This window comes from Microterricola gilva, from assembly GCF_004217495.1.
Lineage (GTDB): Bacteria > Actinomycetota > Actinomycetes > Actinomycetales > Microbacteriaceae > Microterricola > Microterricola gilva.
On the sequence record NZ_SHLC01000001.1, the window covers coordinates 2,943,611 to 2,956,749 of the forward strand.

Genomic DNA, 13,139 nt, shown 5'->3' on the forward strand with positions numbered 1-13,139 from the left:
CGGGGCTCTGATGGCGCGCACCTTCTCGGCGACGGGCGGATCAGAGCGCCTCGGCCGTCTCGCCGTGCTCGGCGTGCTGGCCGTGCCGCTGCTCATCGGCGGGATCCTCGCCTGGGCGCTGGCCGCTCCGACTCAGAACCTCGACAGGGTGACGGCCGCGATCGTGAACAACGACGACCCCGTCACCGTGAACGGCAACACGGTGCCGCTCGGGCGACAGTTCGCCGCCGGACTCATTGAGGGGCCGAGCGACCCTGCCGAGTCGACGAGCAACTTCACCTGGGTGCTCACGAACAGCGACGAGGCGACGCTCGGACTCGGCACCGGGCGCTATGCGGCCGTCGTGACGATCCCGGAGTCGTTCTCGGCGGCGGCGACCTCGATCGGAGGACCGGCAGCCGACGCCAGGGAGGCCGTGTTCGAGGTCGCGACGAGCCCGGCGTCGGCGGCCCTCGATCCGACGATCACGCAGCTCATCACCGAGGCGGCGGCCGCGGCCGTCAACCAGCAGCTGATCGAGCAGTATCTCGACAACGTCTACGCGGGGTTCAACACGATCAACGAGCAGATCGGGCATGCATCGGACGGCGCCGCCAGCCTCGTCTCCGGTGCGGATTCGGTGTCGAGCGGCGCGCAGTCCCTCGCCGATGGGGCGAGTCAGCTGAGCACCGGCCTCGACTCCCTGGAGGCCGGCGCCGACTCCCTCGCGAGCGGACTCGCCCAGCTCGACGCCGCGTCGCAGCCGCTGCCGACGCAGACGGCGCAGCTCGCGGCAGGTGCTGCCGGCGTCGCCGCGGCCGTCGGCAGCCTCGCCGCGGCCGTCTCCGATGCCACCGCGCAGTTCGCGGCCGTGACGGCGCAGATCTGTCTCACCCCCGGCGTCGTCTGCGACCGCGCGACGGCGGCCCTCGCGCGCCTGCAGAACGCCGATCAGCAGGCCGCGGCGCTGGCAGCGGGAGCCGGCCAGGTGGCATCCGGCAATGCCCAGTTGGCCCAGGCCATGCCCGCGCTCGTCGCCGGCATCGACGAATCGGCAGGCGGCGCGACCGAGGTGGCTGCCGGCAGCAGGCAGGCCGCGTCCGGGGCGGACTCGCTGAGCGCCGGCGCGCAGAGCCTCGCCGCCGGGGCCGCGCAGCTCGACGACGGCGCCGCCCAGTTGGCCGACGGCCTGGGGCAGGCGGTCACCCAGATCCCCACGTACAGCGACAGCGACATCAGCACGCTGACGACCGTGGTCTCGCGCCCCGTGCTCGCCGATCAGGATGCCGTGCCACCTGGCGTGCAGACGGTGCCGCTGTTCGCCGTCGTCGCCCTCTGGCTCGGCGGCCTCGTCATCGCCATCGCCCGCCGCGCCGTGCCGACGCGGCTGCTGTTGACCTCGGTGCCGTCGCGGACGATCACGCTGCGCTCGCTCGGCCCCACCGCCGCGCTCGGAGCCGGCCAGGGCGCGCTCGTCGCCGTGGCCGTGCTCACCGCGGTGAACACGACGCCCCTGGCGTGGATGAGTTTCGCCGGTGCGAGCGTGCTGATCGGCGCCGTCTTCGCGATCGCGAATCAGGGACTCGCGGCGGCGCTCGGCTCGGTCGGACGCCTCGTGGCTGTGCTCATCGCCGTGCTCGCCCTGGCGGCCGGACTCAGCGGCTCCGTTCCCCCGGTGATCGCATCGACCGCCGGTGCGGTCCCGACCGCACCAGCATTGAGCTGGCTTCTGGCCTGCCTGACCGGCGACGGTCCGGCCGCCCTCGCCGCCGTGGCGCTGCTCGCGCTCGCAACCGTGCTCGGCATCGCGCTGGTCTTCGCCGGCGTCGCCCGCCACCGCACATTCCCCCGCCACCGGGGCGCCTAGGCTGATGGCGTGGTCAGAGAGTTCTTGTCCGGGGTCGGGCTGCTGCTGCGCGGCTTCGCATTCTGGAGCCGCCGGCCCGGCGCCATGATGCTGGGGCTGGTGCCGGCCGCCATCGTGTTCGCGCTGATGCTGGCCGGCCTCGTCGCGCTCGGCTTCAACGTGGGGCCGATCGTCGACTGGCTGACACCCTTCGACGAGACGTGGCCGGAGCCGTGGCCGAGCATCGTGAACGCTGCAATCGGGACGGTGCTCTTCGCGACCGCGATCGTGCTCAGCGCCGTGACGTTCACGGCGCTGACCCTCGCCGTCGGCGACCCGTTCTACGAACGGATCTGGTTGGCCGCCGAGCGTGACCTCGGCGGCGACGGCCCGACGGAGGGCGCCGGGTTCTGGCGCGGTGTGCGCAGCGCGCTCTGGCTGATCGGAGCCGGTCTGCTCACCGCCGTGTGCGTCGCGCTCAGCGGTTTCGTCCCCGTGATCGGCGGTGTGCTCGCTCCCGTGCTCGGCGTCGTGTTCTCCGGTCGGCTGCTGGCGGTCGAGCTCAGCTCACGGGCGTTCGAGGCGCGCGCCATCCCCGGCGCGGCGCAGCGCACGCTTCGCCGCGGCATCCGCTGGCAGCTGCTCGGCTTCGGCGTTGCGACGCAACTGCTCTACATGGTCCCGTTCGGAGCGGTGTTCACCATGCCGGCTGCCGTGGCCGGGTCAACGTTCCTCGCCAGGGCAGCGCTCGACGCGTCGCCGGTCGCGCGGGTCTGAGTTACGCGCCGCCCATCCGTTCCATCACGTTGGTGCCGTCAGAGAGCACCGGGGAGATGAGCCCGAAGACGTTGTTGTCCGGGTCGAGCAGGTAGCCGACGCGGCCGATGCCCTCCATGTCGTCGAGTGGCAGCGCCTCGATGGCGCCGAGCGCGAGCCCCTTCGCGAACAGGCCGTCGACATCGTCGACACCGATCACGATGTTGACTCCGTTGACGGGCGCGCCCACCTCGGGTTTCGGCCCCATGCGCTGGGTGAGGCCGCCGTTGATGCCCCGACCGAGCTCGGATGTCATGTTGATCGCGCCCTCACCGGTGTCGATCGACCAGTACGACATCTCGCCGTAGCGGGTGAAAGTCCAGCCGAGCAGCTCGGTGTAGAAATCGATGAGCTTCTGCGGTTCGGATGCGTGGATCTCAAAGTGCACGACGAGGTTCGCCATGATGCCTCCTTGCATAAGTGGCAGTCATGCTACGCCGGAGGCCCGGTGACAGCCAGCGGTTGCGCGGGCGGCGACAGGGCTGAGCTCAGGCGGCGGACGCTGCGATCACCGCGATGGTGATGAAGACCCAGTCGTTGATGATGTGCGCACCGACAGAAACCCAGAGGTTCTTGGTCCGGATGTAGGCGAGCGTCAGCGCGATCCGCGCCGAGCCGATCACGACGATCGCCTGCACGAGGTTCCAGTCGTACGTGGGAAGGTGGGCCGCGCCGAACCAGATGGCCGAGATGAGCCACGCCAGGATGATCGCGGTCTTGCGCGAGAGCCCGGCCTTGGCGAAGAGGAAGTACATGAGGGCCAGGAACGGCAGCACGACGAAGAGTTCCTCACCCAGCAGCTGGATGCCGCTGCCGAGGTAGAGCGCGATGGTGTCGAGCACCCCACCCTCGCCCGCCGCTGCGACCGCAGCGTTCGCACTCACCGGGAAGAACAGCGAGACGATCCCGCCCACCGCAGCGGTGATCGCGATGTTGAGGCCAGCGAAGAAGAACATGTTGCCGACATCCACACCGCGCACGCGACGGAACAGCGCCGTCCAGTGCTTCCCGGCGACCAGTGCGAGCACCGCGAGCGGGATAGCCACGAAGAGGGCCCGCGGCAGAATCGCCACGACGTTGTTCGGCTGCGGGAACAGCATGAGTGCCACGAGCCCAATGGCGACGGAGATCCAGAGCAGAATCCATCGAGCAACGGAGAGCTCAATCGGCACCCCGTTGTAATAGGGGAAGTCGGCGCCGTCGCGGCGCTCGATGAGACGCCCGAAGCGGGAGTGGTCGGTCAGCGGGCGAATCGGTGTTGCCTGGGTCGCGTTCTCGGTTGTCATGCACATTCCCGTCGTTGTGGCACAAGTCTGGCAGAACGCTGACCGCCGACGCTCAACGAAGCACAACGCCGGGCGTGCCGTCGCCCTGTCAGGGCGACGGCACGTCTCGGTCCGTGGCTGCTCGTGTTGCGAGCGGGAGCGGTCAGGCCGCCAGCGGCGCCGGCAGCGCGGATGCGGCATCCGTCACGCTCAGCGCACCGTCGACCGCGTCGACGGTGATCGCTCCGCCGTCGCCGATCACGCCGTTCACCAGCAGCTCGGCGATGCGGTCATCGACGTCGCGCTGGATGAGCCGGCGCAGCGGCCGCGCGCCGTACTCCGGCTGGTAGCCGTGCTCGGCGAGCCAGTCGATGGCGGCATCCGTCACCTCGATGTGGATCGAGCGGGCGGCGAGCCGCTCGGCGGTCGCAGCGAGCAGGAGTCCGACGATCTGCCGCAGCTGCGGCTTGTCGAGCTTGCCGAACAGCACGATCTCGTCGATGCGGTTGAGGAACTCCGGCCGCATCGCCTCGCGCAGCTTGCCCATCACGCGCTCGCGCAGCGCCTCGGCCGAGCCGAAGCCGGTCGTGTCGTCCGCGGCGCCACCGACGAAGCCCATCGCCCCGGAACGGGACGTGAGGAACTCACTGCCGATGTTCGACGTCATGATGACGACGGTGTTGCGGAAGTCGACTGTCCGCCCCTGGCCGTCGGTGAGGCGACCGTCGTCCAGCACCTGCAGCAGCAGGTTGAAGACGTCGGGGTGGGCCTTCTCGATCTCGTCGAACAGCACGATCGAGTACGGGTTGCGCCGCACGCGCTCGGTGAGCTGACCGGCCTCGTCGTAGCCGACGTAGCCAGGAGGGGCACCGACCAGGCGCGACACCGTGTGCCGCTCGCCGAACTCGCTCATATCGAAGCGGATGACGGCAGCCTCGGACGCGAACAGCGACCCGGCGAGTGCCTTGGCCAGCTCGGTCTTGCCGACACCAGTCGGCCCGAGAAAGAGGAAGCTGCCGACGGGGCGGTTCGCGTCCCCCATTCCGGTGCGGCTGCGACGGACGGCCTTGGCGACGGCGGTCACCGCGTCGTCCTGTCCGATCACACGTTCGTGCAGTTCGCCCTCGAGCGCCGCGAGCCGATCGCGCTCGCCCTCGGTGAGACGGCTGACGGGGATTCCCGTCGCACGGGCGATCACCTCGGCGATCTCCCTCTCGTCGACTGTGGCAGACGACGCGACGGCATCGATTCCAGGCCCGCCAGGGGCGGTCGCGTCGTCGAGCAGCCGCTGCACGGCCACGATCTCGTCACGGAGCTGCGAGGCCCGCTCGTAGTGCTCGGCCGAGACGGCCGCGTTCTTGTCCGCCTCGAGCACGGCGAGGCGCTCGATCAGCGCAGAGACGTCCTGCGTGGAGCCGAGACGGAGCCGAAGCCGGGCGCCGGCCTGGTCGATCAGGTCGATCGCCTTGTCCGGCAGCACGCGGTCGCTGAGGTAGCGGGCCGAGAGCTCGACGGAGGCGCGCAGCGCGGCATCCGTGAAGCGCACGCCGTGGTGCTCCTCGTACGCGGGGCGGAGCCCCTGCATGATGAGCACGGCATCCTCGATCGACGGCTCGCCGACGCGCACGGGCTGGAAGCGGCGCTCCAGCGCCGAGTCCTTCTCGATCGTGCGGTACTCGGCGAGCGTCGTGGCGCCGACGAGGTGGAGTTCGCCTCGGGCAAGCCGCGGCTTCAGGATGTTTCCGGCATCCATGCCGCCCTCGCCAGCCCCGCCCGCGCCGACGACCGTGTGCACCTCGTCGATGAAGACGATGATCTCGGAGCTGTGGCCGGCGATCTCGTCGATGGCCTTGGTGAGGCGTTCCTCGAAATCGCCGCGGTAGCGCGTTCCAGCGAGCATGCCGGGCAGATCGAGCGCGATGACGCGCTTGCCCCGCAGCTGTGCAGGCACGGAGCCGTCGACGATCGCCCGGGCCAGGCCCTCGACGATCGCGGTCTTGCCGACGCCGGCCTCTCCGACGAGCACCGGGTTGTTCTTGGTGCGGCGGCTGAGGATCTCGATGGTCTGCTCGATCTCGTCCGCACGTCCGATCACGGGGTCAAGCCGACCGCTGCGGGCCAGCTCGGTGAGATCGGTGCCGAACTTGTCGAGCATCGGGGTGTCGGATGCCGACTGCTCCTCCTCCTGCTCGCCGGCCGTCGCCGCTCCGCCGGCGTCGACGGTCTCGCGCATGCCCTGGGTCAGCGCCTCAGCGGTGACGCCGGCGTGGGCGAGCACCTGGCCGGCCGGGGAATCCTGGTTGAGCACGAGGGCGAAGAAGAGGTGCTCGGGTTCGATGTACGTCGAGCCGGACGCGCGCGCCACCTGGTAGGCGTGGAAGAGCGCACGCTGGGCGGAGGGCGTGATGGCCGGCGGCCGCGTCGCGGCATGCTCGGAGGCCTGCGGCAGGCGCTTCTCGGCGGCCGCGGCGATGGCGCCCGGATCGACGCCGAGACGTGAGACGGCCGCGCGGGCGGCATCCTCGTCGATGATGACGCGCAGGATGTGCAGCGCGTCGAGCTCGTTCTGGCCCCGCTCGAGCGCGAAGCGCCCGGCCGCGGCCAGGATCTGCTGGGTGCTCGCGGTCAGGAACTTGCTGAGGTCGATCGACCGCGCGGAGCGCGCCCGCTCGCCATCGAGGTAACGGGCGAGGAACTCGTCGAACGAGTTGCCGCCATCTGGGGTGAAGTTCTCGGGCACGAAACCTCCCTGGTCAAACTTGAGTGCCTTACGCTCAACTTCAACGCTGGCGGCGCGGGAGTATTCCTGCCCAGAGCCCCTCCGGGCTGTGAATGGCCTGTGCGCCGAGCGCATTGCCTCGACCGCGCGGCGGTGGCAGAGTGGTCACCGGGGTTCGAGAAGGGGAGACCATGTCCATTCTCGCGATGCGATCGCACACATGACCGCCGAGCCCGCGCCGGCCCTCGTCGGCGATGACGAACTGGAAGAGCTCGAACGCGAGTTCGTCTCGCGGCTGCGCGGGCGCGTGCTCGAGATCGGCGCGGGTGAGGGCGTCAACTTCGGCGCCCTGCACCCGGATGTGCTCTGGATCGGCCTCGAACCGGATGCCGCGCGCCGCAGCGAGCTGGCCACCCGCGCCAAGGAGTGGGGCCACGCCGCCGTGCCGCTCGACGCACGCTGCGAGTCGATACCCCTGCCGGACGACTCGGTCGATGCCGTCGTCGGCACCTTCGTGCTCTGCTCGGTCAGCGATCCGGCCGTCGCCCTCGCCGAGGTGCGACGCGTGCTCGTTCCCGGCGGCCGCGTCGTCTTCATCGACCATGTCGTCGCCCCGCCGGGGACGCTGAAGCGGGCGGTGCAGCGTGTCGCGACGCCGTTCTCCGCCCGATTCTGCCACGGTTGCCACTGGGATCGTGATGCGGCTGCGCTCCTCGCCGCCGCAGGCTTCGAGGCAGATGATCGACGGCGGCTGCGCGTGCGCTCCGCCCCGTTCGGCCCGGTTCCCACCCACCTCTTCGACGGCCACGCCGCCGACTGACGACCAGGAGGCCGTGTCCGTGGCGATCGAGGTGCGCGCGGCGAGCGTGTTCGACGACGTGCGCGCGATGGTGGGCCCGAAGCGGCCGGATGCGAATGTCTGCTGGTGTCTGAGCTATCGGATCCCGTCGAAGGAGAACCTCGCGCTGCACGGCCCGGCCCGCGGCGAGCGCGTGCGGGAACTGTGCGGGGAGGATCCCCCGCCCGGGGTGCTCGCCTACGACGGCGACGAGGTCGTCGGCTGGGCCGGTGTGCACCGACGGGCCGACACCGGATTCGCCCGCAACCGCAAGATTCCGCACGTCGACGAGCTCGACGTCTGGTCGATCTGGTGCCTGCGCGTGCGGCCGGGGCACCGCGGAACGGGCATCTCACACGAACTCGTCGCTGGCGCCGTGGCCTTCGCCAGGGAGCGCGGTGCTCCGGCGATCGAGGCCTACCCCGTCGACAACCGGGGCGAGAAGGTCGATCTCACGATGGCCTACGTTGGCACCATGGCGCTCTTCGAGCGGGCCGGCTTCGCGAAGGCTGCGGACACCGACTCCGTGCTCAACGGTTTTCCTCGCGTGCTGATGCGGCTCGATCTGCGTTGACCGGATGTGCGTTGACCGGATCTGCGCCGATCGGATCTGCATTGGCCGGATCTGCGCCGAGCCGCGCCACCCTGGCTCGCGCGTTCTGCTCGCTCGGCGAAACCGGGCCGAGCACGCGCCGACCCAGCACGAGGAACGCCCTCGTCATCGTGATCGCGGGCCACCACGGCCGGCGCAGGCCGAGCAACGATCGGCTGCCGGCGTCGAGCGAAGCCACCGCACCCCCGAAGAGAATCGGGTACAGCCGCCCGGTCATGCCTGGCAGCCCCGGCCTGCGGAGGAACCGCACGGCCTCCGCCACCCGCGCGTCCGGCTTCGCATCGACCAGGAACCCCGCCATCTCGGCACGCAGTTCGGCGACGCTCTGCGGCGGTCGCCGCACACCCATGAGCCTGCCGGCCTGGGCCCACTCCCGCACATAGGCATCACCGTCGCCCGGGATCGGCCCACCCCAGATCAGATGGGCGCCGAGAAATGCCTCGGTGAATGCGTCATGCACCCAGCGCAGCAGCTCCTCGTCGTTCGCCGCGTACGGCCGCTCGACACCGCGGGCGTCGACATAGCTGCCGGTGACGTGCTCGTGCAGACGGGAGACGAACGCGGATGCCGCCGTGGCACTGCGTGTGTCGCCGAATGTCACGGTCGCGACCCAGCGCACGGTGCCGTCAAGCCGCGCGAGCGGGTCGTCGCGGTAGTGCGACCAGTCGTGCACGCCGGCCATCGCGCCGGGGTGCAGCGACTGCAGGAGCAGGGCCCGAATGCCGGCGACCAACGTCGTCAGCGAGCCGTTGACCGCCCACACCGCGCTGCCCGGGCCGAAGAAGCCGGCATCCTCGCCCTCGGCGAGCGCCCGCGTCCACGCCGGTGGCCGCCGCCGACCGCTTCGTCCCGGCCGCCAGCGCACAGCCGCGCCATCGGCTCGCTTCTCGCCGTCCATGGCACGACGCTACGCCTGAATGCGGCGGCCGGGGAGAGTAATCGGCGCGGTCTACTGCACCGACCAGCCGCCGTCGGACGGCAACGTCGCGCCGTTGATGTTCACTCCGTCATCGCTGAGCAGGAAGGTGATCGACGCGGCGAGCTGCTCGGCGGTCGCCAGCGAGGGGATCGCCGACTGGAACGGCTGCAGGCGTGCCTGGCCGGCCTCAGAAACGTGCGGGGGGAACGGGATGCCGGTGGCGACCCCACCCGGCGCGACCGCGTTCACGCGGATGCCGTGCGGGCCGTACATGAAGGCGGCGCTGCGGGTGAGGCCGATGACCGCGTGCTTGGAAGCGGTGTACGCGTTGCCGGAGGCATTGCCGCGCAGTCCGGCCTCGCTGGAGACGTTCACCACGGAACCGGCTCCTGCTGCCATCATCGCGGGGAGCACACCGCGCGTGAGCTTGAAGGTGCCGGTCACGTTGACCCCGATCACGCGGTCCCACATCGCGTCGCTCGTCTCGTGCAGCGGCGAGAAGTCGTCGTTGATGCCGGCCACATTGGCGAGGCCGTCGATGCGCTCGCCGGCAGCGGCGATGATCGCGTCGACCGACTCCTGCTTCGTGATGTCGCCTGCGACGGTCACGATCTCGGCGCCGGGGATCGACGCGGCGAACTCGGCGAGCTTCTCGGCCGAGATGTCGACGGCCACGACGCGGCCGCCTTCCCGTGCGATGCGGCTCGCGGTGGCCCGGCCGATGCCGGAGGCCGCCCCGGTGACGACGACGGTCTTGCCGGAGAAGCGCCCCGAGGTGACCTTCTCCTGCCATCCGGTGGCCTCGGTCTCCGGAATCACTCCGCCGTTGACCGACTTCACCAGATCGTCGATGACCGACTGCGGCATCTGCCCCTGGCTGAGCGCCACGAGCTGCTGCAGCGGCAGGCCGAGGACCGGGGCGAGCGACTCCTCGCTGGCACCGGATGCCGCGAGCAGACCCTTCACCGCCGGGCCACCCGCGGGGTGGGCGAGCCATTCGCCGATGGTGCTGTTGCCGGTGAGCGGCTTCGGATCCGTTGCCATCTGAGAGTCCTTTCGTCCCGCTCCGCCCATCGTGGCCGGAGCTCTGCCTCTGTGCCGCCAGAGTAACCGACTTCTGGCGGAAATCCGACAACTGTCGGCAAACTGGCAGCGGGACGCGCGAATCGCTGCCAGACTTGGGGCATGGACACCCGAGTCGAGCGCACACGCAGCAGCCTGCAGCAGGCGCTGCTTGAGCTCGCCCGCGAGCGGGCGCTCGACGAGATCACGGTCGGCGACATCGCCGCCCGGGCCGGGGTGAACCGCAGCAGCTTCTACCAGCACTACTCCGACAAGGAGACCCTGCTGGCTGACGCGCTCGATGCCGCCGAGCTGCAGGCTGGCGCCCGTGTTCCCAGCTTCGACGGCGGTCTCCCCGTGCACGCCCCAGCCGACTTCGTGGCCTACCTGGCGCACTTCGAGACGAATGCGGAGCTCTACCGGATCGTGCTCGGCGAGCGTGGCTCCTCCGTCGCATCCGCCAGGCTCCGCGCACGGTTCGCGAGCGCCGCCAGCGCCGGCGTGCTCGAATCCGGGTCACGAGCCTTCGAGGGCGTTCCCCTCGACGTCGTGGGTGCTGGCATCGCCGGGTCCGTACTCGCCGTGATCGAGACGTGGCTGTCCAGGGAACCCCGCCCAGCGGTCGAGACCGCGGCCGAGTGGGTGTGGCGCGTGCTCGTCGGCCCCGGCCAGCTGGACTGAATCAGCCGCTTCACTCCGCGAATCGGTGCTCACCGTCGAAGTCGTTCACCAGCGACCCCGTGATGCCTCGCCAGTCCGAGCCGAAGTGGGAGAAGGTCGGGTGACCGACGAGGTAGCCGTTGTAGACGGGGTCGTGGTCGGCACCGTGCCGCGTGATCACCTCGATCCACCCGTAGTGGGTGCCTGCGGCATCCGTGATCTGCCAGTTCCCAGACTCGTCCTTGTCGAGCGTGAACTCGCGGCCCCTGTGCTCGAGTTTCTCGTGCTTGCCCGGCTTCGCGTACGGCATGGCCTGCCCCTTTCTCGGCGGTCCAACGTGATTCCCCCAGCCTGCGCCAGCTTTGAGGCGCGCGCAATCACTTCTCTGCCCACGCCTCGCGCCACACCGGAAGCACAGCCTCGACTCGTTAGGCTTATCGGGCAGACCAGCAATGAGCACGATAAGACCGGCGACCAACCGATCCACAGGAAGTGAAGCTATGAGCGACCTCGACATTTTCGACCGCATCGAATCAGAGGTGCGCGGGTACATCCGCTCCTTCCCCGTGGTCTTCGACTCGGCGAGCGGCTCGGTGCTCAGCACCGAGGACGGGCGCGAGTACCTCGACTTCTTCGCCGGCGCCGGCGTGCTCAACTACGGTCACAACAACCCGATCTTCACGCAGGCCCTCATCGAGTACCTGCAGCGCGACGGCATCATCCACGGCCTCGACATGGCCACGAGCGCCAAGAAGGCGTTCCTCGAGGCCTTCGAGGCCCGCATCCTCGCGCCCCGCGGGCTCGACTACAAGATCCAGTTCACCGGCCCGACCGGCGCCAACGCCGTCGAGGCCGCGCTCAAGGTGGCCCGCCAGGCAACCGGCCGCAGCAACGTCGTCGCCTTCACCAACGGCTTCCACGGCCTGAGCATGGGCGCGCTCGCGGCGACCGGCAACAAGAAGTACCGGGACGCCGCAGGCACCTCGCTCGACAACGTGACCCGCCTGCCGTACGACGGCTACCTCGGCGCCGACATCGACACGCTCGACCTGTTCGAGAAGATGCTCGATGACACCGGCAGCGGTCTGGACCTGCCAGCAGCCGTCATCGTCGAAGCCGTGCAGGGCGAGGGCGGCATCAACGTGGCGAGCGCCGCGTGGCTGCAGCGCCTCCGCGCGATCACGCACGAGCGCGGCATCCTGCTCATCGTCGACGACATCCAGGCCGGAACCGGCCGCACCGGTGCCTTCTTCAGCTTCGAGGATGCCGGCATCGTTCCCGACATCGTCACGGTGTCGAAGTCGATCTCGGCGTCCGGCCTGCCCATGTCGCTCGTGCTGATGCGCCGCGAGGTCGATGTCTGGCAGCCGGGTGCACACACCGGAACGTTCCGCGGCAACAACCTCGCATTCATCACCGCGCGGGCCGCGCTCGACGCCTACTGGGCCGACTCGGTGTTCACCGATGAGGTCACCCGCAAATCGGAGCTGCTGCGTGGCGAGCTGGTGGCCATCGCCGCCGAGAACCCCGAGATCGCCTTCGAGGTGCGCGGCCGCGGCCTCATGTACGGCATCGCCTCGACGTCACACCCCGAGCTCGCCGGCGCGGTCTCTGCCGCGGCCTTCGAGCGCGGACTCGTGATCGAGACCTCCGGCGCCCGCGACGAGGTGCTCAAGTTCCTGCCGGCCCTCACCATCAGCGATGACGAGCTGCTGCGCGGCCTGGCCATCGTGCGCGAGAGCCTCGCGGCGGTGCGCGCCCGCTAGCCGCGGTGCAGCACCGCGCCGAGTTCGGCGATCGCGGTGTGGAAGCTCTGCTCCGAGATCTGCAGCTCGCCGTCGGCGTTGGCCCACTCCTCGATCAGCACCTCGGCGGCGGTGCCTGCGATGCCGACGAGCAGCAGGGCCTCGCGCTGCACGGCGATGTCCGGCAGCGCGCGCCCTTCCGGTCGCGCGCCCAGCCATTCGACGGTCAGCTCGAGCAGCGCGGTCCGCAGCTCGCCCAGCGTCGCGTGCTGCAGCCTGGCGGCATCCGGCTGCTCACTCACGAGGCGCCGACGGCCGGCGGCAACGGGTGCGTTGACCCCGTTGTGCCCGATCGATGCGACCGTGATGCGCAGCAGGCCGAGCGGGACGTTGCCGTCGGCATCGTCCAGCAGGGCGAACGCGAGCTCGCGGGGCACCAGCGCGATCGGGCGGCCCATGATCGCCGCATCACGGTTGGGCATGTAGTTGAAGAAGGTGCTGCGTGAGATCTTTGCAAGCTCGCAGATCTCGGCGACCGTGACCTCAGCGAGGCCCTTCTCGAGCGCGAGTTCGACCGCCGCAAGTTCGATCGCGTTCTCCGTCGCTCGACGCTTGCGCTCCCTGAGCCCCTCGGGGCGTGCGGCGGGAGGTCGTTGCATTGACATAGCTTCATCTTC

General features: G+C 70.0%; 13 protein-coding genes. 6 read left to right on the forward strand and 7 right to left on the reverse strand.

Features of this window, described 5'->3' with window-relative positions; all coding sequences use genetic code 11:
* Positions 1 to 10: 10 nt before the first annotated feature.
* On the forward strand, positions 11 to 1,846 hold the full coding sequence (locus tag EV379_RS13635; RefSeq protein WP_130506615.1) for a YhgE/Pip family protein: 1,836 nt from the start codon (positions 11 to 13) through the stop codon (positions 1,844 to 1,846).
* A 9-nt stretch (positions 1,847 to 1,855) separates the two neighbouring features.
* A complete protein-coding gene (locus tag EV379_RS13640; RefSeq protein ID WP_242616385.1) occupies positions 1,856 to 2,602 on the forward strand; it encodes an EI24 domain-containing protein in 747 nt (248 codons plus the stop codon).
* A gap of 1 nt (position 2,603) precedes the next feature.
* Here the strand turns inward: EV379_RS13640 and EV379_RS13645 are convergent, their stop codons facing one another.
* The 3 genes from EV379_RS13645 to EV379_RS13655 all read right to left on the reverse strand — a co-directional run bounded on the left by EV379_RS13645 (position 2,604) and on the right by EV379_RS13655 (position 6,646).
* Complete coding sequence (locus EV379_RS13645) at positions 2,604 to 3,044, reverse strand: VOC family protein (protein WP_130506616.1); 441 nt, start codon at positions 3,042 to 3,044, stop codon at positions 2,604 to 2,606.
* 85 nt (positions 3,045 to 3,129) lie between these two features.
* The gene (locus EV379_RS13650; protein ID WP_130506617.1) at positions 3,130 to 3,927 is read right to left on the reverse strand and encodes a CPBP family intramembrane glutamic endopeptidase; all 798 of its coding nucleotides are present in this window, start codon (positions 3,925 to 3,927) and stop codon (positions 3,130 to 3,132) included.
* 142 nt (positions 3,928 to 4,069) lie between these two features.
* The gene (locus EV379_RS13655; protein ID WP_130506618.1) at positions 4,070 to 6,646 is read right to left on the reverse strand and encodes an ATP-dependent Clp protease ATP-binding subunit; all 2,577 of its coding nucleotides are present in this window, start codon (positions 6,644 to 6,646) and stop codon (positions 4,070 to 4,072) included.
* Positions 6,647 to 6,845: 199 nt separating this feature from the next.
* Between EV379_RS13655 and EV379_RS13660 the strand changes: the two genes are divergently transcribed.
* Both EV379_RS13660 and EV379_RS13665 read left to right on the forward strand, forming a co-directional pair.
* Entirely contained in the window at positions 6,846 to 7,445 is a 600-nt protein-coding gene (locus EV379_RS13660) for a class I SAM-dependent methyltransferase (RefSeq protein WP_130506619.1), read from the forward strand.
* A 19-nt stretch (positions 7,446 to 7,464) separates the two neighbouring features.
* A complete protein-coding gene (locus EV379_RS13665) occupies positions 7,465 to 8,037 on the forward strand; it encodes a GNAT family N-acetyltransferase (RefSeq protein WP_130507489.1) in 573 nt (190 codons plus the stop codon).
* Here EV379_RS13665 and EV379_RS13670 read toward each other — a convergent pair.
* Both EV379_RS13670 and EV379_RS13675 read right to left on the reverse strand, forming a co-directional pair.
* Positions 7,994 to 8,974 carry an oxygenase MpaB family protein gene (locus EV379_RS13670; protein WP_130506620.1) on the reverse strand — a complete coding sequence of 327 codons (981 nt, stop codon included), beginning with the start codon at positions 8,972 to 8,974 and terminating at the stop codon, positions 7,994 to 7,996. The genes EV379_RS13665 and EV379_RS13670 overlap by 44 nt on opposite strands.
* A gap of 51 nt (positions 8,975 to 9,025) precedes the next feature.
* Positions 9,026 to 10,039 (reverse strand): SDR family NAD(P)-dependent oxidoreductase, encoded by a 1,014-nt coding sequence (locus EV379_RS13675; protein WP_130506621.1) that lies wholly within the window; start codon positions 10,037 to 10,039, stop codon positions 9,026 to 9,028.
* A gap of 141 nt (positions 10,040 to 10,180) precedes the next feature.
* On the opposite strand from EV379_RS13675, the gene EV379_RS13680 reads away from it, so the two are divergent.
* Positions 10,181 to 10,738, forward strand: a complete 558-nt coding sequence (locus EV379_RS13680) for a TetR/AcrR family transcriptional regulator (RefSeq protein WP_130506622.1) — start codon at positions 10,181 to 10,183, stop codon at positions 10,736 to 10,738.
* A gap of 10 nt (positions 10,739 to 10,748) precedes the next feature.
* Here EV379_RS13680 and EV379_RS13685 read toward each other — a convergent pair whose 3' ends face one another.
* Positions 10,749 to 11,027 (reverse strand): hypothetical protein, encoded by a 279-nt coding sequence (locus tag EV379_RS13685; protein ID WP_130506623.1) that lies wholly within the window; start codon positions 11,025 to 11,027, stop codon positions 10,749 to 10,751.
* Between the two features lie 190 nt (positions 11,028 to 11,217).
* Between EV379_RS13685 and ectB the strand changes: the two genes are divergently transcribed.
* Positions 11,218 to 12,483 (forward strand): diaminobutyrate--2-oxoglutarate transaminase, encoded by a 1,266-nt coding sequence (gene ectB, locus EV379_RS13690; protein WP_130506624.1) that lies wholly within the window; start codon positions 11,218 to 11,220, stop codon positions 12,481 to 12,483.
* Here ectB and EV379_RS13695 read toward each other — a convergent pair.
* The gene (locus EV379_RS13695; protein ID WP_242616386.1) at positions 12,480 to 13,127 is read right to left on the reverse strand and encodes a TetR/AcrR family transcriptional regulator; all 648 of its coding nucleotides are present in this window, start codon (positions 13,125 to 13,127) and stop codon (positions 12,480 to 12,482) included. The two genes, ectB and EV379_RS13695, sit on opposite strands and share 4 nt — an antisense overlap.
* Positions 13,128 to 13,139 lie beyond the last annotated feature (12 nt).

Excerpts from the sequence above, each read along its gene's own strand:
- EV379_RS13645 (WP_130506616.1), bottom strand. The coding sequence starts at position 3,044 with ATGGCGAACCTCGTCGTGCACTTTGAGATCCACGCATCCGAACCGCAG.
- EV379_RS13680 (WP_130506622.1), top strand. The coding sequence starts at position 10,181 with ATGGACACCCGAGTCGAGCGCACACGCAGCAGCCTGCAGCAGGCGCTG.
- EV379_RS13650 (WP_130506617.1), bottom strand. The coding sequence starts at position 3,927 with ATGACAACCGAGAACGCGACCCAGGCAACACCGATTCGCCCGCTGACC.
- EV379_RS13675 (WP_130506621.1), bottom strand. The coding sequence starts at position 10,039 with ATGGCAACGGATCCGAAGCCGCTCACCGGCAACAGCACCATCGGCGAA.
- EV379_RS13670 (WP_130506620.1), bottom strand. The coding sequence starts at position 8,974 with ATGGACGGCGAGAAGCGAGCCGATGGCGCGGCTGTGCGCTGGCGGCCG.
- EV379_RS13635 (WP_130506615.1), top strand. The coding sequence starts at position 11 with ATGGCGCGCACCTTCTCGGCGACGGGCGGATCAGAGCGCCTCGGCCGT.
- EV379_RS13695 (WP_242616386.1), bottom strand. The coding sequence starts at position 13,127 with ATGTCAATGCAACGACCTCCCGCCGCACGCCCCGAGGGGCTCAGGGAG.
- EV379_RS13685 (WP_130506623.1), bottom strand. The coding sequence starts at position 11,027 with ATGCCGTACGCGAAGCCGGGCAAGCACGAGAAACTCGAGCACAGGGGC.
- EV379_RS13660 (WP_130506619.1), top strand. The coding sequence starts at position 6,846 with ATGACCGCCGAGCCCGCGCCGGCCCTCGTCGGCGATGACGAACTGGAA.
- ectB (WP_130506624.1), top strand. The coding sequence starts at position 11,218 with ATGAGCGACCTCGACATTTTCGACCGCATCGAATCAGAGGTGCGCGGG.